Genomic DNA, 22,232 nt, shown 5'->3' on the forward strand with positions numbered 1-22,232 from the left:
GAGTTCGATATGACCACCCATCCCCTCGGCGGCCGTGGCCGCTACCTGAGGCGGTTCAATCCGGCGCTGAAGTTCTCCGCCAGCGTGCTCGGCGTCCTGCTTCTGCTCGGCGTGAAGACGCTGACCTCCGATCCGAGCACGCTGGGGCCCGCCGTGAACCTGGTGGCCAGCGATCAGGGCTCGGTCGCCGGCCCGCTGATCAACACCCGCTACGGCCCCGTGCAGGTGCAGGTCACCGTCAAGGGCGGCGCCGTCACCGACGTGCAGGCCATCCAGCTGCCCACCGGCGGCAAGTCCGGTCAGATCGCCGACTACTCGGCCCCGGTGCTGCGGCGCGAGGCCCTCGCCGCCCAGGGCGGAGGCATCGATGCGGTGTCGGGTGCGACGTACACGAGCCAGGGGTACTCCGAGTCCCTCCAGGGGGCGTTGGACCAGATCGCGGCGGGACAGTCGCCGACCCCCGCAGGGCAGAGCGCGTCCGCAAGCACCCCGGCATGAGAGCCCCGGCATGAACGAAGCGACCCGCGACGAGATCCACGGCACGCGGCGCATCGTGTCGGTGATGGGGACGGTATTCACCCTCGACATGCGCGACCTCGATCCTGCCTCCGCAACCGTCGACAAGGTCGTCGCCTGGTGGCAGTGGGTGGACACGACCTTCAGCACCTACCGGCCCGACAGTGTGATCAACGAACTGGCCGAGGGCAGGCGCAGCATCGAGGACTGTCCGCCGGAGGTGCGTGAGGTCCTCGCTCGGTGTCAGCGAGCGGTGAAGGTGAGCGACGGGTACTTCACCGCTCACCCGCACGGTCGTCTGGACCCCACCGGTCTGGTGAAGGGATGGAGCGTCGAGGTGGCCAGCCGGATGCTGAGGGACGCGGGGTCGCGTGACCACTGCATCGCCGCCGGCGGCGACCTGCGCAGCAGTGGGGAGTCGAAGCCCGGGGTGGCCTGGCGGCTCGGGATCGTCGATCCTTTCGATCGGTTGCGCGTCGCTGCCGTCGTCGTGGGCACGGACCTCGCCGTGGCCACCTCCGGTACGGCGGAACGCGGCGACCACATCGTTGACCCGGTGGGCCGTGGTCCGGTCGACGACCTGGCGTCGGTGACGCTGGTGGGCGCCGACCTCAGTCACGTCGACGCGATGGCCACGGCGGTCTTCGCGATGGGACACCAGGGTCGCGCGTGGGTGCAGCGTCATCCCGACCTCGGCGCGCTCATCGTGGGCGTCGACGGGTCGCAGTGGTCACAACAACCGTCTCAGGGGGACGCGCGGATCGAGATCGTCTAGCGGTGCCGGCGCAATCGGCCGCCTATTGCGGTTGTGGCTGCCGCTTGACGCCGAGGCTCGCGATCGCCGCGAGGATGAGAGCGGATCCCACCACCCCGGAAAGGGTCAGGACCTCCCCGAGGAAAGCAACCGCGATGGCCACGGCGGTGACGGGCTCGATCAGTGTCGCCACCACGGCCACCGAGCTCGGGGTGGTGCGCAGCCCCGCGAAGAGCAGGACGTAGGCGACCGCCATGGTGAAGACACCCAGGTAGAGGATCAGCAGCCAGACCCGGGGCGTCTCGGGAACCAGGGCGTTCGAGCCGGTCGACCCGGAGACCAACCCGACGGGGACCAGCACCAGCGCAGCGACACACATGGTCGCGGTGGTGACCGGCACAGCGCCGTGACCCTGGGTGAGGGGAGCGGCGATCTCCGCGGAGACGGCGTACGCCGCGCCCGCCCCCAACGCGGCGGCCAGACCCCAGACGATGCCGTCGGGGCGCGGTCCGGACTCCCCGACCAGGGCGACCAGGGTCAGCCCGACGAGGGCGGTGCCCACCGTCAGGGCCCGTGGCCCGGCGGGCAGTCGCCGTTGCCGCGCACTGGTCAGGACGAGCAGCAGCACCGGCGCGAAACCCAGCATCACCACGGTCGCGACGCTGACTCCGGCCCCGATCACTGCGATGAAGAACAGCAGTTGGAAGGTGGTGGTCAGCAGCCCCACCGTGACCACGCGTCCGCGTTGGGTGCGGACCACATGGGCTACCGCACCAACCTGGCGCTTGGTGACCGTGGCAATCGTCAGAACCGTCACCGCGAGCACGGATCTGTAGGCGGTGACGGTGAAGGCGCTCAGGTTGGAGGCATCATCGACGAGGGCCACCGCCGGGCCGATCGTTCCCCAGATCACGCCGGCCGCGACGACGTACAACAGGCCCCGAAGCGCGAGGTCGTGTTGGGTATGGGTCGCGGTCACCGGTGCAGTCTCACACCCGGTTTGGTTCTTATACCCTAGGGGGGTACTGTATCCGACGTGACCCAGGATCAAGCCACGTACGGCTATCTCGACCGTAAGGACGACTACCTCAAGCGCCTTCGGCGCATCGAGGGTCAGGCCCGCGGACTACAGAAGATGGTCGAGGACGAGAAGTACTGCATCGACATCCTCACGCAGGTCTCGGCCATGACCAAGGCGTTGCAGTCTGTCGCCCTTGGCCTGCTGGACGAACACATGTCCACCTGCGTCGTCGACGCGGCCAAGGCGGGCGGCCCCGAGGCAGAACTGAAGCTCAAGGAAGCCTCGGATGCAATCGCACGCCTCGTGCGTTCCTGAAGAGGGCCCCCTAGTCGAACCACCCCCCCACAGCAACCCCACTGAACACAAGGAGAAAATCGATGAGCCAGACCAACACCTACATGGTGACCGGGATGACCTGCGCGCACTGCGTGTCGTCCGTGACCGAGGAGGTTCAGGCGATCGCCGAGGTCGAGCGCGTCAAGGTCGACCTCGAGACCGGATCGCTGACCGTGACGGCCTCGGAAGGCCTCAGTGACGACGACATCCGCGCCGCCGTCGAAGAGGCCGGTTACGACCTGGCCTGAGGTCCCACGTCCAGAAGTGCCACCAGCGGAGGAGACGACATGACGACCCAGACCAATGCTCCCGAACAATCCGTCGAGCTCGCGATCAGCGGGATGACTTGCGCCTCGTGTGCGAACCGGATCGAACGCAAGCTCAACAAGGTCGAGGGGGTCACCGCGACCGTCAACTACTCCACCGAGAAGGCCAAGGTCACCTTCGCCGATTCCGTGCTGCCCGAAGACCTCGTCGGGGTCGTCGAGAGCGCGGGGTACGCCGCCACCCTTCCGTCGCCCCCACCGGCAGCAGGTTCCGAACCCGACCCCGCCGGTGAGCCCGAACGGGACGACTCGACCCGGGCTCTGCGGGAGCGACTCCTCGTCTCGACGCTGCTGTCCGTGCCGGTCATCGCGATGGCGATGATCCCGGCCCTGCAGTTCGACAACTGGCAGTGGCTCTCGCTCACCCTCGCGGCACCCGTCGTGGTCTGGGGTGCGCTGCCCTTCCACCGCGCCGCGTGGACCAACCTGCGCCACGGCACCTCCACCATGGACACCCTCATCTCGATGGGGACCCTGGCCGCGTTCGGATGGTCGATCTACGCCCTCTTCTGGGGGACCGCCGGGATGACCGGCATGACCCACCCGTTCGAGTTCACCGTCGAGCGGACCGACGGGGCGGGCAACATCTACCTCGAGGCCGCAGCCGGCGTCACCACCTTCATCCTCGCCGGGCGCTACTTCGAGGCTCGCTCCAAGCGCCAGGCCGGCGCAGCGTTGCGGGCACTGCTCGAGATGGGCGCCAAGGAGGTCGCCGTCCTGCGTGACGGCACCGAGGTTTTGATCCCCACTGAACAGCTCACCGTGGGTGACCGGTTCGTCGTACGCCCCGGGGAGAAGATCGCCACCGACGGAACGATCGAGGACGGCACTTCGGCCGTGGATGCCTCGATGCTGACCGGCGAATCGGTTCCCGTCGAGGTGACGGTCGGTGACGAGGTCGTCGGCGCCACCGTCAACGCGGGCGGGCGCCTGATCATCCGCGCCACCCGTATCGGCGCGGACACCCAGTTGGCGCAGATGGCCCGCCTGGTCGAGGACGCCCAGAACGGCAAGGCCCAGGCGCAACGCCTGGCCGACCGGATCTCCGGGATCTTCGTCCCGATCGTTCTGCTGCTCGCGCTCGGCACCTTCATCACGTGGCTCGTGATCGGGGCGGGATTGCCGATGGCCTTCACCGCCACGGTGTCCGTGCTGATCATCGCCTGCCCGTGCGCGCTCGGGTTGGCCACGCCGACGGCCCTCATGGTCGGCACCGGTCGCGGCGCTCAGCTCGGGATCCTGATCAAGGGCCCCGAGGTGCTGGAGTCGACCCGCACCGTCGACACGATCGTGCTGGACAAGACCGGCACCGTGACCACCGGACAGATGACCCTCAGCGATGTCGTCGCCGGGCCCGGTGAGGACGCGGACGTCGTACGCCGTCTGGCCGGTGCTGTGGAGCACGCCTCCGAGCACCCGATCGCTCGAGCCATCGCGGCCGGCGCCCGGGCGAAGTCCGAGTCCGGCTCCCTGCCGGATGTGGAGGACTTCGCGAGCACCGACGGTCTCGGGGTGCAGGGGATGATCGCCGAGGGTGAGCGCCCGCTGGTGCTCGTGGGCCGCCCGCAGTTGTTCGAGTCGAAGTCGTGGTCGATTCCGGCCGAGCTCACCGAGGCACTGCGTGAGGCGCAGTCACAGGGCGGCACGGCCGTCGTCGTCGGTTGGGACGGTCAGGCTCGCGGCCTGGTCGTTGTCTCGGACGTCGTGAAGCCGACGTCCGCCCAGGCCATCGCCGAGTTCCAGGAGCTCGGCCTCGCCCCCGTCCTGTTGACCGGGGACAACGAACTGGTGGCCCGCGTCGTGGCCGCCGAGGTCGGAATCGACCCGGACTCGGTCTTCGCCGACGTCCTGCCCTCCGACAAGGTCGACGTCGTCAAGCGGTTGCAGGCCGAGGGCAAGGTCGTGGCCATGATCGGTGACGGGGTCAACGACGCCGCCGCCCTCGCCCAGGCCGACCTGGGGATCGCGATGGGCACCGGCACGGACGTGGCCATCGAGGCCAGCGACCTGACGCTGGTGCGCGGCGACCTGCGGGTGGCGGGCGACGCCATCCGCCTTGCGCGGCGCACGCTGGGCACGATCAAGGGCAACCTGTTCTGGGCCTTCGCCTACAACGTGGCGGCCCTGCCCCTCGCGGCAGCGGGTCTGCTGAACCCGATGCTCGCTGGTGCGGCGATGGCGTTCTCTTCGGTGTTCGTGGTCTCCAACAGCCTGCGCCTGCGAGGCTTCCGCTCGGGGATCGAGGCGTAGTCGGTCGTCTGCCCGACGGGGGACCGGCCGCGTCCCCTACATTCGAAGGGTGACAACTGAAGCTGAAACCACGGACGAGGTACGAACCGAACACGATGTCCGGGGTCTGCTGACGCGAGCGGCCGCGCTGGCGGAGGAGGAGGCCGGCGGCGCGGAGCCGCGGCTGCGGCTGGGTCGGCTGTCCACGGAGGACCGCGAGGAACTGCTGGCAGCGACCACCGCGCATCTCGCGGCACAGCGACCGGCCCGGCGCGGGGCCAAGGTCGTGTCGGTCGAGAAGGGGGTCCAGGACTGGTGGGCCAAGCTCCTCGGGTACGCCGACTCCCGCCGTCAACAGCGCCTCAACCCGCTGCGCAACGAGGTCTTCGCCGCACTCTCGGAAGCGGACGTGATCCGCCGCGAGAGCGGCCGCGACTGGAGCATGGTGGCGGGGCGCAAGGGCTCCGGTCCCATGGTCACGCGCGAGAACCTCGGGGCCTGGGTGCTGAAGGCCAAGCCGACGACGTGGGACGTGCGCCGCTGGATCGAGGACGGTGGCGGCCCGGTCGGCACCTGGTCGGTCTCGCACAACTACCGGTCGCTGATGATGACCGAGGGTGATCCGGTGCTGCTGTGGGTCAGCGGCGACGACCCGTCCTGCCCGGCTGGTTTCCGGGCGCGCGGGACCGTCACCGGTCCCTGCGCCGAGGGCCGCGCCGAGGGTGACTACTGGCTGGACAGGTCGGCCCGTAAGCGCGCCGACTACTTCGCCGCGGTGGACCTGACGCCGCTGGACTCCGTTATCGCGCGTCATACGCTCGTGCACCACAAACTCCTCAGCCAGATCGAAGTTCTCCGGGCCCCATTCACCGGAAACCCGAGTTACCTCACGACGGACCAGTTGGCGGAACTCGAGAGCGCACGTAACGTCTGAAGGCATGGGGACGTCTGACGACATCGCGACCTGGGACGCCGAGGCGGCGAACTTCGACGAGCCTGCGGACCACGGTCTGCGCGATCCGGCGGTGCGGCAGGCTTGGCGTGAGTTGCTGACAGCCCAGCTGCCGAACCCGCCGGCCCGAATCGTCGACCTGGGTTGCGGGACCGGGACGCTGTCCGTGCTGCTCGCCGAGGTCGGGCACGATGTAGTGGGCGTGGACTTCTCGCCACGCATGGTTGAGGCAGCGACGCAGAAGGCGGAGGGCGTCGCCGGGGTCCGGTTCCTACAGGCGGATGCGTTCGCACCCCCGCTCGTGGAGGCGTCGTACGACGTCGTGCTGTGTCGTCACGTGCTCTGGGCGATGCCGGATCCCGCCGTCGCGCTCACCAGGTGGATCAGCCTCCTCGCCCCAGCCGGCCGGTTGTTGCTCATCGAGGGCCAGTGGTCCAACGGCGCCGGGCTGCCGGCCGAGGAGACGGTCCGATTGGTCGAGGCGACGGGTCGTTCCGCTGTCCTGACTCCCCTGGACGACGCCGCATACTGGGGGCGGACGATCAGCGACGATCGCTACCTCGTCACGAGTCCCGCCGGCCGCTGATCGGGGTTGCCCGAGCTCAGATCGAGACTCATCACGATGTCGTTCTCGCGCTGACCGTGATCCGAAGGAAGCGCCGACTCCGCCACGGTGAAGCCGTGGCGCGCGTACAACCTGATCGCGCTGTCGTTGGTGCTGACGACGGCGAGAGTCAGTCGGTGGGCTCCCTGATCGGCCGCCCAGTCGCGCACCGCGCCGATCAGTGCGTCGCCCAGGCCGGTCCCTCGATGGCTGGGCGCGATCCACATAGCCGTCAGTTCGAGTTCGCCGGGCGTGGCGGTGTGGATGCCGCACGCGAGGCCGACCGCAGTGTCGTCATCGAAGGCGAGGAGCCAAGCGTTCTCGGCCAGTCGTGCCCGCCACACGTCCTGCGGAAGCTCGCGTTCCCGCGTCACCGTTGATCCGAAAGCTCCTGGTGACTCCGTCAGCGCGGCCACCCGCAAGCGCTGGGCCGTTTGCCACTGGGCGGGCTCTAACCTCCGGACGGTCACCGGGGCACGGTATCTCTGCCCGCCCCCGTCATCCGGCGTGCATCTTCCCCTCCAGGCGGCGAGCGCCGAACCGGCCCGTTACGGTGAGCGTCCAGCGAATCTCAAGAGTGGATGGGAATGGACTCGATGACGCCTCGGCATCTGGAGGATCAGGGCAACATCCTGATCGCGGGCACGGGTAGAGCCGGGACGACTCTGCTCGTCCAGTACTTCACCGCTTTGGGCTTCGAGACCGGGTACTCGTTCGATGAGGCCATGTCGAAGGTCGACCGGATCTCCAAGTCCGGACTGGAGCACTCCTTGGGCAGAACGGTCGATCAGGGCAAGGCGCTACCCTACGTCGCGAAGTCCCCGTGGATCGGACCCCGGATGGGGGAGTTGATCGGGGAGGGTTCGTTGCGGGTCCAGGCCTGCATCGTGCCCATGCGTGACCTCGCTGACGCTGCCGAAAGCCGGCGACGGGTCTCGCGGTTGGCCGAGGAGTCGGGTGCTGACCCGACCAGCCACCCGGGAGGAGTCATCCATGGCAAGAGCCGGCCCAATCGCTCCCAGGAGCAGAAGCTGGCCCTTCGGTTCCACCAGCTGATGACCTCCTTGGCTCGCTTCCAGATTCCGACCTATCTCCTGAGCTTTCCGCATTTCGCCACCGGCGAGCAGAGTCTCTTCGACGGTCTCCGACCGCTGCTGGAAGCGCATGGGGTCAACGCGCAGGAGTCCGAGGACGCCTTGGCGCGAGCGGCAAACGTGGAGCTGATTCACCAGAATGACGGCCAGGGCTAGCGGGCAACAGTTCCCCCTGAGCGTCGGGGTCGATCGGCGCACCCCATGGGCGCGTGCGGGCCTCAGACACACAAACCTTGCTCCATCATCTATTCGGGGTCCGGCTCGACGGGCTGCACGAGTTCGATGACGAGTCCGTCCGGCCCTCCCACCTGAAGTCGACGCTGCTCCGCTGGTTTCCGCTATCCCTCGGCTTCTCGCCGCAGGTTGTCGGTGGGCGCCGCTAGCGTCCGAGACATGGAAGCCTTCTCATCGCTAGTACCGCCCGAACTGCTGCCGCTGTCGGGCGGCGTTTTCCTCTCAGGTCCGGAGGCGTTCGCTCGTCCATCGCCCATCTATCTGCTTGGTCTGAACCCGGGCGGAGACCCGCTGGTCCACCCGACACACACGGTGGAGCGCCATCTAGGTCTCATGTCCGCAGTGCCAGAGAACTGGTCCGAATATCGCGACGTGTCCTGGGCGGACGGGGCGCCGCCAGGAGCTCATGGGCTCCAACCGCGGGTGCTGCATCTGCTCGGACGTCTTGGCCTTGATCCCGGGACTGTGCCATCGAGCAATCTCGTCTTCGCTCGGAGCGCCCGCGAGGCGACCATGGCGAGCGGACAGATGAGGAGGTATGCGGACGCCTGCTGGCCGGTCCACGCGAAGATCATCGAATCACTCGAGGTGCAGGTCGTCGTCTGCTTCGGTGGGACTGTCGGTGCATACGTGCGAGATCGTTTCGACGCCCACCAAGAGATCGACCGCTTCACCGAGCGCAACGATCGCCGTTGGACATCCCGGGTCCACCTGGGGCGGGGCGGAGTGCGGGTCGCGACGGTCAGCCACCCCTCGATCGCCAACTGGCGCAACCCCGACACCGACGTGTCCGACCTTGTGGCCAGGGCGCTCGGTGGGTCAGAAGCAGGTGCACGTCCCTCCGCCCCGGTGCATCGAGGCCAGCCTGCCTACTCGCCCCCAACCATCAACGAGGAACGTCCGAAGCAATCAGCAGAGGAGCAAGCTCTGAGCACGGAACAGATCAACCGTGGCAAGGGCGTCGGGAACCTGAACCGCAATCCGATCCCCCAGATCGTCCTCGACCGTGTCCCAGCGGCGGACGTCAAGGTCGGTGACATCGTCCTGTCCGGACGCCCCCACGGCCAACCGGTCCAGGTCGGCCGGATCGGGATCGCCACGAAGGGCAAGAAGATCGGTTTTGTGACCCTGTACGACGTGGACGACTACCCCACGAAGTACTGCAACGACGGTGATGCGTTCGTCGTCCGCAGGGTCATCTAATGCGGTTGTCCACAGATTTGGGCCATCTGGTCTGAGTCTCTTGACAGTGAACTGGTGTTCTATTAGCGTTTGTCCATGGACTCGGACGACACGGAAAACACGCCACCTCAGGAGCCGTCCGACTCCGCCCCCACGCCGACCGACCTGATCGTGGAGGTCCGTCGCCAGCGTCGGGTGGCCGCGAAAGCTGAGGCCCAGATCCTGCGGTTGGCTGTGGAGTGGGCGCACTCCCATCCCGAGCTCGATGGTGACGAGGTGGTGTGGTGGCGGCCGGGCAAGAAGGGTCAGGCCTACGCCGAGTCGGTTGGTGCGGTGATGGACGAGGACGGGTCTCCGGATCCGACCACGGTGGCGGACTTCGAGGAGTTGGAGTGGTTCGCGATCCCACAGATCCGGTGGGACGCCGCGGCCCCGTTCGCGGCCGCGAACGCGATGTCCACGACCGCTGGTCGGGTGCTGTTGCGCGATGCGTTGGTGTTGTTCCACCGCCTGCCGAAGCTGTATCGCCGGGTGGTGCACGGGATGGTGCCGTTGTGGAAGGCCCGCAAGGTCGCCGTCGCCGTCCTGGGTCGACCCGATGACGTGGTGGCCTACGTCGATGAGAAGTACGCACCCCTGGCTGCGTCCTCAGGTCTGGGCAAGCTCGAGGAGTTCTTGGACGAGGCGATGCTGCGGTTGTATCCCGAGCAGCACGAACACGACCGCCTCGATGCGTTAGGCAAACGTCACGCCACCCTCGAAGAGGGAGACTTGTCGTTGACCAACGGGTTGGCCTACTTCCAGGTCTGTGGTGACTGGTTGGACCTCAAGGAGTTCGACCTCACCGTCTCTGCGGTTGCTGAGGCGTTGAAGCACACCGAGGCCGGGGAGCACGAGTCACTCGACACCCGCCGCTCCATGGCGGTCGGGGTGTTGGCGGACCCCGAGGCCGCCGCTCAGTTGCTCAAGGATCATGAGGCGGCCGGTGGGAAACCCCGCCGCCGTTTGGAGTTGGTGTTGCACCTGACCCCCGAGACGTTGGCTGGCCGCGATGTCGTGGTCACCGACGATGGGGGTCGGGTCTGGTTCGCCGACCAGGTCGCGGAGTGGGCTTCCCGCCCCGACACCTCGGTCAGTGTCCGGGGGCTGATCGACCTGACCGACCTCGGTGACCACGACGATCACGACGGCGAGGATGCCTACGTCGCGTCCACGACGTTGCGTGAGTCGGTGATCCTGCGCGACACCACCTGCGTGTTCCCCTTCTGCCGCCGGACCGCCCGGGCCTGCGACCTGGACCACATCTGCCCCTTCCGAGAATCGGGGGTCACCTGTGAATGCAATCTGGCTCCGCTGTGTCGACATCACCACCAACTGAAAACCCATGCGGGATGGCGATACCGAGTGGTCGAACCCGGGATCTATCGGTGGACCGATCCCCACGGTCAGCATTTCCTGAGAACCCGCGACGGCACCATCGACATGACGGTCATCCCAGGCGAAGACAGACCCGAAGGATCATCCACTGCCGCCTGACGGTCCGACGGCCCGTATTGACTCGTGTCAAAAACCCCTCACGAAGGGGTCCGCAGGCTGGTACCTTCTTGCGCCAAGGGTGTGGTGTGCGCCACACGGTCATCAGGAGGCACACACGTGCATGGGGAAATTCTCGAACTGAGCCAGATCGTCGACGGCTCGGTCGGTGGCAAGGCTTATGGCCTCGCTCAGCTGGTGGGGATGGGACTCTCCGTGCCCCCGGCCTTCGTCATCAAGCAGGCGCAGCGCGGGGTCTACCCCGACGATCTCGACCAGCATCACGCAGCCTTGGGCAAGACTCCCGTTGCCGTGCGCTCCTCCGCGGAAGGGGAGGACGGGGCCGAGGCGTCGTTCGCGGGTCAGTACGAAACCGTCCTCAATGTCGCAAACGCGACCGAGCTCCGGGCCGCCATCGACCGCTGCGTGGAGTCCACCCACACCGAGCGCGCCGCGAGCTATCAGGCTGACCATCTCGACGGCGCCAGCGCCACGATGAACCTGGTCGTGCAGCGGATGGTCGACGCCCGCACCGCCGGTGTCGTGTTCACCGCCGACCCCGTCAGCGCGCGACGCGACCTGCTCGTCATCGACGCGGTTGCTGGCCTCGGTGAGGCCCTCGTCAGTGGCGAGGCCACCCCCGACCACTACGGCGTGCACACCTCCGGTGAGGTGGTCCGTCGCCAACTGGTCGGCGACCACCCGCTGCTCGACGACCACGAGATCCGTCAGATCGCCGAGCAGGCGCGACTGGTCGCCGCCAACGAGGGGCACCCGCTCGATCTGGAGTGGGCGATCGACCAGGACGGGACACTCTTCTGGTTGCAGGCGCGACCGATCACCACCCTGCCCGCGGACCTCAACGAGTTCGACTCTGTTCTGCCGGGGCCCGACGATGTCCTCACGATCAGCAACGTCAGCGAGATGATGCCGGGGGCGGTCTGCCCGCTGACGATGTCGTTCACCGGCTGGGGGATCGACTACGGCGTCCAGCACATGCAGGTCACCGTCGGTGCGCGCGAGCGGATCGATCCGCAGTGGCAGACCACCGCGTCGGCGTACGGCCACCTCTTCCTCAACCTCACCGGCAACGTGGCCATGGCCGCCGGCATCCTCGGTTCCAGCGCAGCGCAGACCTCGCAAACGATCTGCGGCCGGATCGTGCCCGAGCTCGAGGATCTGCCGTCGCTCCCGCTGCCCAAGCGGGTGCGCAACATGGGCAGGCTGATGCGCTACTGCTTCGGCGCGCCGAAGGTGGTTGACGCCTTTGACCTCGAGCTCGCGAACTTCCGCATCGAGAACCGACCCACCGCAGCCGCGATGTGGCAGGAGATCGCGGCCAAGCTGCCGTTCTCTGAGCAGACCATGGCCGTACACATCCAGTCCTCGGCGCTGGCCGGTTTCTGCACCTCCATCGTCGAGAACATGGTGGCGAGCAAGACCAACGAGAGCACCGTCGCCGAACAGGCGGAGACCATCCGCCTCCTCTCCGGGGCCAGTGGCGTGGAGAGCGCGGTGATGCTCCAGGAACTGGACGAGCTCCTCGACCAGGTCGCAGCCCACCCCGAGGCCGCTGAGAAGTTTCAGGCCGCCACCTTGGAAAGCGCCGTGCACTGGCTACGGTCGGTTCCCGAACTGGCCCGCACCTTCGATCGCTTCCTCGAGCGCAACGGTCACCGCGGCTTCCGCGAACTCTGCGTGCGCGACCTCTCCTGGGGTGATGACCCCACCCCACTGGTCCAGAGCATGCAGGCGGCCGTTCAGGCTCGGCTGCTCACCGGAGCCCAGCGCGAGGTGCAGAACAACGAGCTCGACCTCTCCGGACTCAGCCGAGGACTGAAGTGGATCCTGCCCAAGGCCCACGACGCGATCCGGCGCCGTGAACACACCAAGTCGCTGCTCGTGGAGTCGACCCATCGCTTCAAACTCGCCTTCCGCCACCTGGGGCACCTCCTGGAAGCGGAAGGGTCCCTGCCGGAGGCCGACCTCGTCTTCTTCTTCAGCACCGAGGAACTGGGAGCCTTCGTCGCCCACCCCGACACCGCCGGCGTACGCCGCGCCCAGGCTCGACGCGAGGCCCTCGACTACCAGCAGCGTTTCGAGTTCCCCGAGATCTCCGTCGGACTGCCGCAACCACTGGAACCACACCAGGCCGAACTCGTCGACGGCGTCCTCACCGGGCGTCCCGCGTCACGCGGCGTGGTCGAGGGCATCGTCCGGGTGGCCCACACCCTTGCTGAGGCGGCCTCTCTGGAGTCCGGAGAAATCCTGGTCACCCCCATCACCGACATCGGGTGGACGCCGTACTTCAACATGATCGGTGGTCTGGTCACCGACCTCGGCAGTTCCGTTTCCCACGGAGCCGTGATCGCACGCGAGTACGGCCTCCCCTGTGTGGTCAACGCCCGTCAGGCGACCAGGGTCCTCAAGACCGGCGACCGGGTCCGCCTCGACGGTGACACCGGCACGATCACGGTCCAGCATCCGGCAGTGACATCCCCGGCAGTGACATCCTAGGAACCATGCGCTTCACCGAGAACGAACTCACCAAGGCGGTCACCGCTGCCGCCAAGACGGTCGTGGCCGCCCAACGGCAGGTGCGCAAGGACAAGCGTGACGTGGACGAGGTGTGGGACGCCATGACGCAGTACCAGCGCTTCCAGTTCCTCGACGGCGTCGGTGATCAGATCCTTGCGGTCCTGGTGGCCCTCCCGGACGTCGAGGTCGAGATCGGCACCCGGCCCACCTTCACCGACGCCCAGATCCGCAACACCGTCGAGACCACGGTCGGTTCCGATCTGGGACGGGTACGCCGCGCCGCCACCATCGTGGCCCGCGTGGCCTTGGTGAAGTCCGCTTTGGCCGGGGTGCCGCCCCGGCAGGACCCCGACGCCCTGATCGTTCCCGATCACCTCTGAGGCGAGCGGATCTGGCCGACGAGGTCAGCGCTGGTTCTTCAACCGGGTGATGCTGGGGACGAAGAACCGCTTGAGGGTCTTGGCCCGGGTCGCGCTGATGTGCAGGTCGTTGAAGAAGGTGTAGATCCCGTCCTGGCGCCCCCGGCAGACCCGGCGGTTGCAGAAGACGCTGTTGAACTCGATCAGTCGCGCGTCGTTCGGCAGCGGCCGCATGATGCCGCGCAGCCAGGCCCGGGTGTCAGCCTCGTGCGGCAGGGCCTTGTTCCGCGGGAGGGCACAGACGAAGGGTTCCTCGCCGGCACGGCACTTCTTCAGCCCCGTGTCCGGGACCGTGGCGGTCTCACCGATCACGTCGACGTGCACCCCCATCCGACCGAGCTTCCGGGCCAACGACGGGGCGCGCTTCGGGAACACGCGGGCGATCTCGACGACCCAGTCGGTCACGTCGGCCGGGTCGACGGTCTTGGTGATGAACAGTTTGCGATGCAGGGTGCGGTACCCCTGCCAGTTCGCCCCCAGGATCACCCGCACCGGATCGCCACGCTCCTGGAGTCGCGTGACGAAGCGCAGGGCGTCGTAGTTGAACTCCTTGCAGATGTCCTTGGACCGACCGAACTTCTGCGGCGGGCAGGCGCCCAACGCGAACATGGCGAAGTTGACGTTCCGGCCTCGGATCGCACGCTGAACCGCAGGCATCATCTGGATGGCGTGGGAATCACCCCACAACACCACGGTGGGTCGATTGGCTCGAGGCTTGTTGACCCAGCACGGCCGGACCTCGGGCGAGATCGCCCCGCTGGGCAGCAGGCACCGCGCAGGAGGCTGCGGCAGATCCTGCGAAGGGTGACGCGCGGCCGGACTCTGGCCCGGAGCGGTCGGCGCGAAGGCCAGCAGGGCCGCGACCAGTGCCAGGGTCAGCGAAGCGAGGCGGGACGCAACCAGCGTCCCCGGGAGCAGGGTCACTTGCGTATCGTCACACATTTCTCCAAGCCCCGGACCTATGCTGTCCGAATGCTCCCCTCGGCTCACTTCCGCCTGCGCGGACTCCTTATCGCTGCGCTCTGGGCGCTGGTGCTTCCGCTCGTCCCGTCACTCGCTCTGACCGGCCCGACGTACGCCGCCTCCTCGGACCATCCCTCACAGGACCTGCCGAAGATCCCCAAGCGATGCAGCGAGGGGTCCACCTACATCAACCCCGACGTCCGCCCGTGCGAGGTCAACCGGTGGCAGCCCGGTCGCCCGACCCTCGTGCTCTGGGGCGACTCCCACGCCCTGCAGATGATGCCGGCGGTCAAGAAGGCCGTGGCCGGTCGCGGGGTGAACCTGGCGATGTTCTCCCTGGGCTCCTGCCCGCCGCTGAAGTTCGACAACGCCCGTAGCAACGCCGAGGTCACGTGTAAGGACTTCAACGCCGACGCGCTGGACTACGTCACCGACCTGCGTCGCCGTGGCAAGCCCGTGCGGGTGATCCTCGGTGCCCTGTGGCAGGGCTACCGGAACCTGCACGAGGGTCTGTTCGTGACCAAGACCCTCGACCGTGCCGACTACCCGGGGTACGTCGTGGAGGTCGCCCGGATCTTCCCCAACCGCGCTCCGGCGCTGCTACGCCGCCTCGGCCGTCTCGGCGTGGACGTCGACGTCATCGGTCAGACCGCCACTGTCCCGGTCAAGGGCCTGCGCAAGTGCAGCGCCGGTGAGAAGCCCTTCGTGTGCAACCTGCCCCGCCGCAAAGCACTCCCCGAGGAACGAACCACGACCGCCTGGCTCGACCGGGTGATGCGTCCCCTGAACCGCCGGGCGCGACTGATCGACCCCAACACGGCGTACTGCAACCAGCGGATCTGCCGGGGCCGCATCAACGGGATCTACACCTTCTTCAACGACCTGCACATCAGCGCCACCCGGGCGGGAACCATGAAGCAGCACTTCCTGCCCTCGGTGCGCGCCCTCCGGCGTCAGCGCTAGCAACCACCACGTCACCTCACAGGATGGAACGAGCATGAACCTCTCGGGAATGCGTCACTGGGCAATCGGGGCCGTCGGCTTCGGTCTGGCCCTCTCCGGTTGCACCGGGTCGAGTGAGCCGGAATCCACCCCGACGCCGGAGACCAGCGCGGGGTCCGAGCAGACCCAGGAACAAGTCCAGGCGCAGGGCGAGTTGCAGGCCCTCCCCGGTGGCGGCGGCGTCTCGTGTCTGGAGAAGGACGCCAGTCCGACCTCGCTGTTGCAACCCAGGCTGCGGGCCGTAGGGGGGCCGGTGACCCTGGTCGGAGTGCGCATCGAGTCCTCTCCGGCCGTCCGTATCGACAACAGCCAGGTCGTCCTGCTTCGCCCACGGAGCAACCCCACCTCCGGGTTGGGAACGACCCTCGACGACCGATGGCCGATGGCCTTCGACGCCGAGGACCGCAAGAGGATCGTTGTCCGCTCGCGCGGCGAGGTCGAGGGGTACGACGTCCCGCAGGGTCGCTATGTGGCGCCGCTGCTGCAGTTCACCGTAGGACCCGACGCCAGCACCTTCACCGCGATCACGATCAGATACTCGACGGCCGACGGGACCAAGCGAAGCGTTTCGGCGCCGATCGGCATGGAACTCTCCGACGAACCCTGCCGGATCTGAGGGGACCGCTCAGCCCTGCAGCCCCGCACGGATCTCGGCCAGGGCGTCGCTGAGGCCCACCCGTGGGGTCCAGCCCCACCGGCGTGCCCGGTCGGTGAGGATTCGACCGGTCCACGCTGGCCCGTCGTCCCAGATCGGTTCGACGCCGACCGCGGCGGTGACTGCCTCGTAGTAGTCGCGGTCCCTGGCGGGACCGGCGGCGACGTTGACCGCGGTGCAGGCACCGGCGACCGGACCGTCGGCAGGATCGGTGGCGTCGGCGATGCGGCCGCTGGCGAGGTCGGCGGCGATCGCGGCGAGGTCGTCGACGTGCACCCAGGCGAACGACTTGTCGGGCACCGTGTGGCGTTGGCTCTCGACATCGCGGATCGCTGCCGGGCGCAGCGTGTTCCAGACCGAACTCGTACCCGCCCCGAGGATGGCGGGGGGTCGCAACAGGACCATGGTGATCCGGTCGATCTCCGCGAGCTCGGCGTCGGCATCCCGCTTGGTCTCGGGGTAGTCGCCCCCGTCATCGCCAACCAGCGCGGACGACTCGTCGACGTCCCCGGTCCCGGGTGACCGGTCGTAGACGGCAGCAGTCGAGACGTGGATCAGACGTCCGACCCCGGCGTCACGGGCGGCCCGCGCCATCACGGCGGTGCCGCTCACGCCGATGCGGTGCTGGGTCTCCCGGTCGCTGCCCATCGGGTGCACGGTGGTGACCACCGCAGCCGCCCCGTGGGTCACCCGGGCGGCGAGGTCGGCGTCGAAGAACTCGCCCACCACCTCCTCGACCCCGGGCAGGACAGGGGCGGTGCCGGCGCGTCGTACGACGGCACGCACGGGGACGCCCCGCTCGGCCAGTGCTGCGCAGACGCGACCTCCCACGAGCCCGTTCGCGCCCGTCACGACGACCGTCGTCGTAGAGTCCGCCATCACAGCTCTCCGACCGACGGGGCGACCTCGGTGCCCAACAGCTCGATCCCGCGCAGCAGGTCGCTGTGCGCCAACCGGGGGTTGGTCATCTGGAGCGACAAGCGGTCCACGCCACCGAGTTGGTCCGAGACCCGACGGATCTTGTCCGCCACCGTGGTCGGGTCACCCATGAAGAAGGCGCCGTCCGGGCCCGCCGTGGCATCGAACTGCGCACGGCTGGGCGCCGCGAAGCCCCGCTCCCGGGAGATCTTCGTGAACATCTCGTGCCACCCCGGGAAGATCGTGTCGGCGGCCAGTTGGGTGCTCTCGGCGACGAAGCCGAAGACGTGCAGGCCGACCTTCAACTGCTCGGGAGCATGCCCGGCCTCGGCTCCGGCCCGGCGGTAGAGGTCGACCAGGGGAGCGAACTGGCGTGGCTGGCCACCGATGATCGCGACCATCAGCGGCAGACCCAGCGCCCCGGCGCGAGCGAAGGACTCGGGCGTCCCGCCCACCCCGACCCAGATCGGCAGCTGCTCCTGAGCGGGCCGCGGGAAGACGCGTTGGCGCACCAGGGGAGCGCGGTGTCGTCCGGACCAGGTGACCTCGTGTTCGTCGCGGATCTTCAACAACAGCTCGAGCTTCTCGGTGAACAGCGAGTCGTAGTCCGCCAGGTCGAGACCGAAGAGCGGGAAGGCCTCGGTGAAGGAGCCGCGACCCACGACGAGGTCGATCCGCCCCTTCGAGATCAGGTCCAACGTCGCGAACTGCTGGAAGACCCGCACCGGGTCGTCGGCGCTGAGCACCTTGACCGCGCTACCGAGCCGGATGCGTTCGGTCCGTGCGGCTGCGGCAGCGAGGATGATCGACGGTGCGGAGTCGTAGTACTCCTCGCGGTGGTGCTCGCCGATGCCGAAGGAGTGCAGCCCGACCCTGTCGGCCAGGGTGATCTCCTCGAGGAGATGCTCCATCCGCTCCTGCGGTCCGACCACGTGCCCCGTGGTCGGGTCGGTCACCTCGGATACGAAACTGTCGACACCTACATGCATGACCGGACCTTTCTGAGAGGCCTGAGAGGATGGTTCGGTGATCTGGCCAACCGATCGAGGTACCTGTTGATTCCCGTCATCACCGCCGTCCGCCTCAACGGCGCCGCGGGCCGCAACGAACTGCCGCTCCTGATCCTGGGGCCGAGCGCGGGCTCCTCGGCCCTGTCGCTGTGGAGTGACTGCGCCTCGATCCTGGCCACCGACTTCGACCTGCTCGCCTGGGACCTACCCGGTCACGGCTACAACTCCGGGCCGGTCCCCGACTACACCGACCCCGACACCGTCCCCGACCTCGCGGCGGGGGTTCTCGCCGTCGTCGAGGAGGTGCTGCTCGAACGAGGGGAGCCGGGATCGTTCGAAACCCGCTTCGCGTACGCCGGCGTGGGGATCGGCGGCGAGGTCGGTGAGCGGCTCCGGGCCGGATCGCCCGATCGGTTGTGGTCGTGTTGGACCGGCCCCGCGGAGTGCTCGCCGAGCGAGGAGCCGAAGCAGGTTGCTGCGCAGATCGTGCACCACGTGTTGGGGCGTCCGCCCCCGCCAGCGGCCCCGGCTCCGGGGGACCTCGCCGAGGCCGCGAACCGCCGCCGGATCGACGACCTCACCGCACCGCAGTACGACGCACTGCGTGGTCTGGTCGATGCGCTCAGCGACCTCGCCCTCGCCGGGGCGACCACCCGGCTACCGACCGAGCAGATCCTCGAGCACACGCGCACGGTGCACGAACTGACCGAGGCGCTGTCCAGCCCGCCCTCGGACGAGAGCGCGGACGGCTGGCTCGACCCCGTCAACCGGGTCACCCGCACCCGCTACGAGACCCCTCAACGGTGGGCGCAGGAGGGTCGCGTCGTCCGCATCAACGACCTCAACCCCATGCACCCCGGCCTCGACGTACACATCACAGCGTCCTCGCCGTTCGTGGGACGGTCGGCCACCGCGGAGGTCGTCCTGAACGCTCTGCAGGAGGGGCCTCCAGAGACTGCCCACGGCGGCACGATCGCTTCCCTGATGGACGTGATGGTCGGGATCCTCGTGCAGTCCACCGGGGTCCCCGCCGTCACCGGTCAGCTGAACACCCGCTATCTCGGGCGGACCCCGCTGGAGCGACCGGTCACCCTCGGATCCCGCATCCTGGATCGCGACGGCCGGAAGATCTCCACCGAGGCCTGGATCGAGGTGGACGGCGCCCGCACCGTCGAGGCGACCGCCCTGTTCATCGAGGTCGGGATGCCCGAACGCGCCGGCGACCCGGGTTAGCGCTCAGCACAATCACGCTCACATGTGGGTTCCGCCGTCGACGCGGAGTTGATTGAGGTCTCACTCACATGTGGGTTCCGCCGTCGACGCGGAGTTGATTGAGGTCTCACTCACATGTGGGTGCCGCCGTCGACGCGGAGTTGATTGAGGTCGCACTCACATGTGGGTGCCGCCGTCGACGCGGATCTCGGTGCCGGTGATGTAGGCGCCGTCGTCGCTGACCAGCATCGCGACCACGCCGGCGATGTTCTCGGGGTTCCCGAAACCACCGCGGCCCAGCACCGGCATCAACTTGTTCATCTTCGACCAGTCCGTGTCGGAGGGCAGATTGGCCGGGGTCGACCCCGTGATCGCGGTCTCGATGCCGCCGGGGACAACGCTGACCGCGCGTAGCCCGCGATCGGCGTACTCGAGGGCGATGGCGTGGGTGAAGGACATGATCGCCCCCTTCGTCGCGGCGTACGCCGCCATGTAGGGGTGGGCGAAGAACGCCGAGGTCGAGGAGAAGTTGACGACCACTCCGCCGTGCTTCGACTCGAGCAGCGAGGGGATCGCCTCACGGGTCATCAGGAAGGTTCCGGTCAGGTTCACCGCGAGCAGCCGGTTCCACCGGTCCAAGGTCATCGCGTGGGTGTGGTCGCCGTAGTGGATCCCGGCCACATTCACGACCGCGTCGAGACCGCCGCGAGCCGTGATCACCCCGCCGACCCCGGTGGCCACCGAGTCCTCGGAGGCGATGTCGATAGGTCCCGTGACCAGGGTGCCGGGGAGATCCTCCTCCGCAGCCTCTGCCGCCAGGCTCTCGAGCGACTCCGGGGCGACATCGAGTGCGGCGACGTACGCGCCCTCGCGGGCGAGCCGCAGCGCGGTGCCACGACCGATGCCGGAGCCGGCGCCGGTGACGATGATGGTGCGGTCGGTGAGTCTGTTCATGGAGCCAGCATGTCGGACTTCTCGCCCCGACGGGTGTGTGCTCGCCGGGGTGGAGCCGGTAAACAGGAGACATGCAGACACGCGAGATCGGAAACGACACCGTCGGCCGGATCCAGGTGGGGGCCGTCGGCCTTGGCCTGATGACTTTCGACCAGTCCGGGGCCCAGCCCCGTGAGCAACTCCTGGCCACTGTCCGGGCCGCGCTCGACGCCGGCGTGACGCTCTTCGACACCGCCGACGCCTACGGCGACGGAACCGCCGGGGCCCAGGCGCAGGGACAGAACGAAACGCTCATCGCCGGACTCCTCGACGAGCTCGGCGTTCGCGACCAGATCCTGTTGGCGACCAAGGGCGGTCACGTCCGCACCGACGGGGGCGACTGGGACGTCGACTCCTCCGCCGACCATCTGCGCGACGCCGTCGACGCCAGCCTGGGACGGCTCGGGGTCGAGCAGATCGCCCTGTGGCAGCACCACCGCCCCGACCCGTCGGTGGAGTACGCCGAGGTGGTCGACACCCTGAAGTCGATCCACGACTCCGGGAAGGTGGCCCGAATCGGACTGTCCAACGCCGACCCTGACCAGATCAGGTTGGCCCACGACGTCCTGGGCGACGCCCTGGTCAGCGTGCAGAACCAGTTTTCCCCGAAGTTCCGCTCGTCCCTCCCGGAGATCGAGGTGTGCGCCGAGCTCGGACTGGCCTTCCTGCCCTGGAGTCCGTTGGGCGGGCTGGGTGACGCCAAGGAACTGGCCGAGAAGCACCCGGCGTTCGCAACCGTCGCCGAGACCCGCGGGGTCAGCGCCCAGCAGATCGCCCTGGCCTGGGAGCTCGCCCAGTCACCCACCGTCATCCCGATCCCCGGGGCCAAGCGTCCCGAGTCGGTGCGGGATTCGGCAGCAGCGGCCGATCTGGTCCTGTCGGCGGAGGAGTTGGCGGCCCTCGACCGCGGATAGTCAGTCCAGGCGGGCCAGGAAGTCCCGGAGGAGGGCGATGAAGCGTTCCTCGTCCTCACGGTGAGGCCAGTGCCCGGCCCCGTCGAAGATCTCCACATCGACCGGACCGGTGAAGGCTGTGCGACTCGCCTCGAAGGCCTCCGGCGGTAGGAGGTCGCGGGTCCCGCCCACCACCAGACCCGGCATCGCGAGGCGGCGGCGTACCTCGGGTGGGGCCTTGGGGGACAGATCGCGGTAGTAACCCAGGGCAGCGTTGAGTACGGCGGGATCGGCGAAGGCCGTCTTGACGTGGGCGATGCACAGGTCGCGCTCCGGGCCGACCCAGGTCGGTGCCCACCGACGGTAGAGCGTGTCCACGGCACGGAAGTTGCGTGACGCGAACTCCCGAGCCGCCCACGGCATCTTGAGGGCGACGAAATGGCGCGCCTTCACCAGCAGTGACGGAGTCGCCTTCAGGGTGCGCGGGTGGGGGATGGCGCAGGCCACGACTCCGCGGACTCGTTCGGGGGCGAGTCCGGCCGCGCCGTAGACCAACGTGGCGCCCCAATCGTGCCCCACGAGCGTGGCCCGTTCGACGCCGCAGACGTCGAGCACGGCCAGGACGTCCTCGGCCAGTTCGAGGGCTTGGTAGCCGCGGGCCGGATTCACGGTGTCCGGGTGGTAGCCGCGCAGGTGCGGCACGATGACGCGATGGCCGTCGGCGACCAGGGCGTCGGCGATGCCGTCCCAGGTGGCGGCGGTGTCGGGGAAACCGTGGAAGAGAACCACGGCATCGCCGGATCCCTCGTCACGGTAGAGCGGCAGGGGAAAGGTCGAAGGCACCGTAG

23 protein-coding genes are annotated in these 22,232 nt (G+C 68.2%); 16 read left to right on the forward strand and 7 right to left on the reverse strand.

Annotation, left to right across the window (positions count from 1 at the left end):
* Positions 1–9: 9 nt before the first annotated feature.
* Positions 10–498 (forward strand): FMN-binding protein, encoded by a 489-nt coding sequence (locus ACYVLV_RS16650; protein WP_460811621.1) that lies wholly within the window; start codon positions 10–12, stop codon positions 496–498.
* A gap of 10 nt (positions 499–508) precedes the next feature.
* Complete coding sequence (locus ACYVLV_RS16655) at positions 509–1,291, forward strand: FAD:protein FMN transferase (protein ID WP_460811623.1); 783 nt, start codon at positions 509–511, stop codon at positions 1,289–1,291.
* Between the two features lie 22 nt (positions 1,292–1,313).
* On the opposite strand, the gene ACYVLV_RS16660 is transcribed toward ACYVLV_RS16655, so the two are convergent.
* The gene (locus tag ACYVLV_RS16660; protein ID WP_460811626.1) at positions 1,314–2,249 is read right to left on the reverse strand and encodes a DMT family transporter; all 936 of its coding nucleotides are present in this window, start codon (positions 2,247–2,249) and stop codon (positions 1,314–1,316) included.
* 57 nt (positions 2,250–2,306) lie between these two features.
* Here ACYVLV_RS16660 and ACYVLV_RS16665 point away from each other — a divergent pair, with 57 nt between their 5' ends.
* The 5 genes from ACYVLV_RS16665 (at position 2,307) to ACYVLV_RS16685 (ending at position 6,720) form a co-directional block, all read left to right on the forward strand.
* Positions 2,307–2,606, forward strand: coding sequence for a metal-sensitive transcriptional regulator (locus tag ACYVLV_RS16665; protein ID WP_460811628.1), 300 nt, complete (start codon positions 2,307–2,309; stop codon positions 2,604–2,606).
* Between the two features lie 62 nt (positions 2,607–2,668).
* On the forward strand, positions 2,669–2,875 hold the full coding sequence (locus ACYVLV_RS16670) for a heavy-metal-associated domain-containing protein (RefSeq protein ID WP_460811631.1): 207 nt from the start codon (positions 2,669–2,671) through the stop codon (positions 2,873–2,875).
* Positions 2,876–2,914: 39 nt separating this feature from the next.
* Positions 2,915–5,203, forward strand: coding sequence for a heavy metal translocating P-type ATPase (locus ACYVLV_RS16675; RefSeq protein WP_460811633.1), 2,289 nt, complete (start codon positions 2,915–2,917; stop codon positions 5,201–5,203).
* A gap of 49 nt (positions 5,204–5,252) precedes the next feature.
* A complete protein-coding gene (locus ACYVLV_RS16680; protein WP_460811635.1) occupies positions 5,253–6,116 on the forward strand; it encodes an EVE domain-containing protein in 864 nt (287 codons plus the stop codon).
* 4 nt (positions 6,117–6,120) lie between these two features.
* Positions 6,121–6,720, forward strand: coding sequence for a class I SAM-dependent methyltransferase (locus ACYVLV_RS16685; protein ID WP_460811637.1), 600 nt, complete (start codon positions 6,121–6,123; stop codon positions 6,718–6,720).
* Here the strand turns inward: ACYVLV_RS16685 and ACYVLV_RS16690 are convergent.
* Entirely contained in the window at positions 6,690–7,112 is a 423-nt protein-coding gene (locus ACYVLV_RS16690; RefSeq protein WP_460811639.1) for a GNAT family N-acetyltransferase, read from the reverse strand. The two genes, ACYVLV_RS16685 and ACYVLV_RS16690, sit on opposite strands and share 31 nt — an antisense overlap.
* Before the next feature lie 222 nt (positions 7,113–7,334).
* Here ACYVLV_RS16690 and ACYVLV_RS16695 point away from each other — a divergent pair, with 222 nt between their 5' ends.
* The 5 genes from ACYVLV_RS16695 to ACYVLV_RS16715 all read left to right on the forward strand — a co-directional run bounded on the left by ACYVLV_RS16695 (position 7,335) and on the right by ACYVLV_RS16715 (position 13,699).
* Positions 7,335–7,988, forward strand: coding sequence for a hypothetical protein (locus tag ACYVLV_RS16695; protein ID WP_460811641.1), 654 nt, complete (start codon positions 7,335–7,337; stop codon positions 7,986–7,988).
* Between the two features lie 606 nt (positions 7,989–8,594).
* Complete coding sequence (locus ACYVLV_RS16700; protein WP_460811643.1) at positions 8,595–9,269, forward strand: uracil-DNA glycosylase family protein; 675 nt, start codon at positions 8,595–8,597, stop codon at positions 9,267–9,269.
* Positions 9,270–9,344: 75 nt separating this feature from the next.
* Positions 9,345–10,784, forward strand: a complete 1,440-nt coding sequence (locus tag ACYVLV_RS16705; RefSeq protein WP_460811646.1) for an HNH endonuclease signature motif containing protein — start codon at positions 9,345–9,347, stop codon at positions 10,782–10,784.
* Between the two features lie 117 nt (positions 10,785–10,901).
* Entirely contained in the window at positions 10,902–13,298 is a 2,397-nt protein-coding gene (locus ACYVLV_RS16710) for a PEP/pyruvate-binding domain-containing protein (protein ID WP_460811648.1), read from the forward strand.
* 5 nt (positions 13,299–13,303) lie between these two features.
* A complete protein-coding gene (locus ACYVLV_RS16715) occupies positions 13,304–13,699 on the forward strand; it encodes a hypothetical protein (RefSeq protein WP_460811651.1) in 396 nt (131 codons plus the stop codon).
* A gap of 24 nt (positions 13,700–13,723) precedes the next feature.
* Here ACYVLV_RS16715 and ACYVLV_RS16720 read toward each other — a convergent pair whose 3' ends face one another.
* Positions 13,724–14,662, reverse strand: coding sequence for an SGNH hydrolase domain-containing protein (locus ACYVLV_RS16720; RefSeq protein ID WP_460811655.1), 939 nt, complete (start codon positions 14,660–14,662; stop codon positions 13,724–13,726).
* 48 nt (positions 14,663–14,710) lie between these two features.
* On the opposite strand from ACYVLV_RS16720, the gene ACYVLV_RS16725 reads away from it, so the two are divergent.
* Complete coding sequence (locus ACYVLV_RS16725) at positions 14,711–15,664, forward strand: SGNH hydrolase domain-containing protein (RefSeq protein WP_460811658.1); 954 nt, start codon at positions 14,711–14,713, stop codon at positions 15,662–15,664.
* 34 nt (positions 15,665–15,698) lie between these two features.
* On the forward strand, positions 15,699–16,319 hold the full coding sequence (locus ACYVLV_RS16730) for a hypothetical protein (protein WP_460811662.1): 621 nt from the start codon (positions 15,699–15,701) through the stop codon (positions 16,317–16,319).
* A gap of 9 nt (positions 16,320–16,328) precedes the next feature.
* Here ACYVLV_RS16730 and ACYVLV_RS16735 read toward each other — a convergent pair whose 3' ends face one another.
* Together ACYVLV_RS16735 and ACYVLV_RS16740 are read right to left on the reverse strand one after the other, a co-directional pair.
* The gene (locus ACYVLV_RS16735; RefSeq protein WP_460811666.1) at positions 16,329–17,237 is read right to left on the reverse strand and encodes an NAD-dependent epimerase/dehydratase family protein; all 909 of its coding nucleotides are present in this window, start codon (positions 17,235–17,237) and stop codon (positions 16,329–16,331) included.
* A complete protein-coding gene (locus ACYVLV_RS16740) occupies positions 17,237–18,265 on the reverse strand; it encodes an LLM class flavin-dependent oxidoreductase (RefSeq protein ID WP_460811668.1) in 1,029 nt (342 codons plus the stop codon). Before ACYVLV_RS16740 ends, ACYVLV_RS16735 begins: the two co-directional genes overlap by 1 nt.
* Here ACYVLV_RS16740 and ACYVLV_RS16745 point away from each other — a divergent pair.
* Entirely contained in the window at positions 18,260–19,519 is a 1,260-nt protein-coding gene (locus tag ACYVLV_RS16745) for a hotdog domain-containing protein (protein WP_460811670.1), read from the forward strand. The genes ACYVLV_RS16740 and ACYVLV_RS16745 overlap by 6 nt on opposite strands.
* A gap of 156 nt (positions 19,520–19,675) precedes the next feature.
* On the opposite strand, the gene ACYVLV_RS16750 is transcribed toward ACYVLV_RS16745, so the two are convergent.
* Positions 19,676–20,452 carry an SDR family NAD(P)-dependent oxidoreductase gene (locus tag ACYVLV_RS16750; protein WP_460811672.1) on the reverse strand — a complete coding sequence of 259 codons (777 nt, stop codon included), beginning with the start codon at positions 20,450–20,452 and terminating at the stop codon, positions 19,676–19,678.
* Positions 20,453–20,523: 71 nt separating this feature from the next.
* On the opposite strand from ACYVLV_RS16750, the gene ACYVLV_RS16755 reads away from it, so the two are divergent.
* Positions 20,524–21,405 (forward strand): aldo/keto reductase, encoded by an 882-nt coding sequence (locus ACYVLV_RS16755; protein WP_460811674.1) that lies wholly within the window; start codon positions 20,524–20,526, stop codon positions 21,403–21,405.
* Here ACYVLV_RS16755 and ACYVLV_RS16760 read toward each other — a convergent pair whose 3' ends face one another.
* The gene (locus ACYVLV_RS16760) at positions 21,406–22,227 is read right to left on the reverse strand and encodes an alpha/beta fold hydrolase (protein ID WP_460811676.1); all 822 of its coding nucleotides are present in this window, start codon (positions 22,225–22,227) and stop codon (positions 21,406–21,408) included.
* Positions 22,228–22,232 lie beyond the last annotated feature (5 nt).

This window comes from Nocardioides salsibiostraticola (assembly GCF_054783655.1).

Coding starts and splice junctions, on each gene's coding strand:
- ACYVLV_RS16650 (WP_460811621.1), top strand. CDS start 10: ATGACCACCCATCCCCTCGGCGGCCGTGGCCGCTACCTGAGGCGGTTC.
- ACYVLV_RS16655 (WP_460811623.1), top strand. CDS start 509: ATGAACGAAGCGACCCGCGACGAGATCCACGGCACGCGGCGCATCGTG.
- ACYVLV_RS16670 (WP_460811631.1), top strand. CDS start 2,669: ATGAGCCAGACCAACACCTACATGGTGACCGGGATGACCTGCGCGCAC.
- ACYVLV_RS16675 (WP_460811633.1), top strand. CDS start 2,915: ATGACGACCCAGACCAATGCTCCCGAACAATCCGTCGAGCTCGCGATC.
- ACYVLV_RS16685 (WP_460811637.1), top strand. CDS start 6,121: ATGGGGACGTCTGACGACATCGCGACCTGGGACGCCGAGGCGGCGAAC.
- ACYVLV_RS16695 (WP_460811641.1), top strand. CDS start 7,335: ATGACGCCTCGGCATCTGGAGGATCAGGGCAACATCCTGATCGCGGGC.
- ACYVLV_RS16700 (WP_460811643.1), top strand. CDS start 8,595: ATGAGGAGGTATGCGGACGCCTGCTGGCCGGTCCACGCGAAGATCATC.
- ACYVLV_RS16705 (WP_460811646.1), top strand. CDS start 9,345: ATGGACTCGGACGACACGGAAAACACGCCACCTCAGGAGCCGTCCGAC.
- ACYVLV_RS16715 (WP_460811651.1), top strand. CDS start 13,304: ATGCGCTTCACCGAGAACGAACTCACCAAGGCGGTCACCGCTGCCGCC.
- ACYVLV_RS16725 (WP_460811658.1), top strand. CDS start 14,711: ATGCTCCCCTCGGCTCACTTCCGCCTGCGCGGACTCCTTATCGCTGCG.
- ACYVLV_RS16730 (WP_460811662.1), top strand. CDS start 15,699: ATGAACCTCTCGGGAATGCGTCACTGGGCAATCGGGGCCGTCGGCTTC.
- ACYVLV_RS16735 (WP_460811666.1), bottom strand. CDS start 17,237: ATGGCGGACTCTACGACGACGGTCGTCGTGACGGGCGCGAACGGGCTC.
- ACYVLV_RS16745 (WP_460811670.1), top strand. CDS start 18,260: ATGCATGACCGGACCTTTCTGAGAGGCCTGAGAGGATGGTTCGGTGAT.
- ACYVLV_RS16740 (WP_460811668.1), bottom strand. CDS start 18,265: ATGCATGTAGGTGTCGACAGTTTCGTATCCGAGGTGACCGACCCGACC.
- ACYVLV_RS16750 (WP_460811672.1), bottom strand. CDS start 20,452: ATGAACAGACTCACCGACCGCACCATCATCGTCACCGGCGCCGGCTCC.
- ACYVLV_RS16755 (WP_460811674.1), top strand. CDS start 20,524: ATGCAGACACGCGAGATCGGAAACGACACCGTCGGCCGGATCCAGGTG.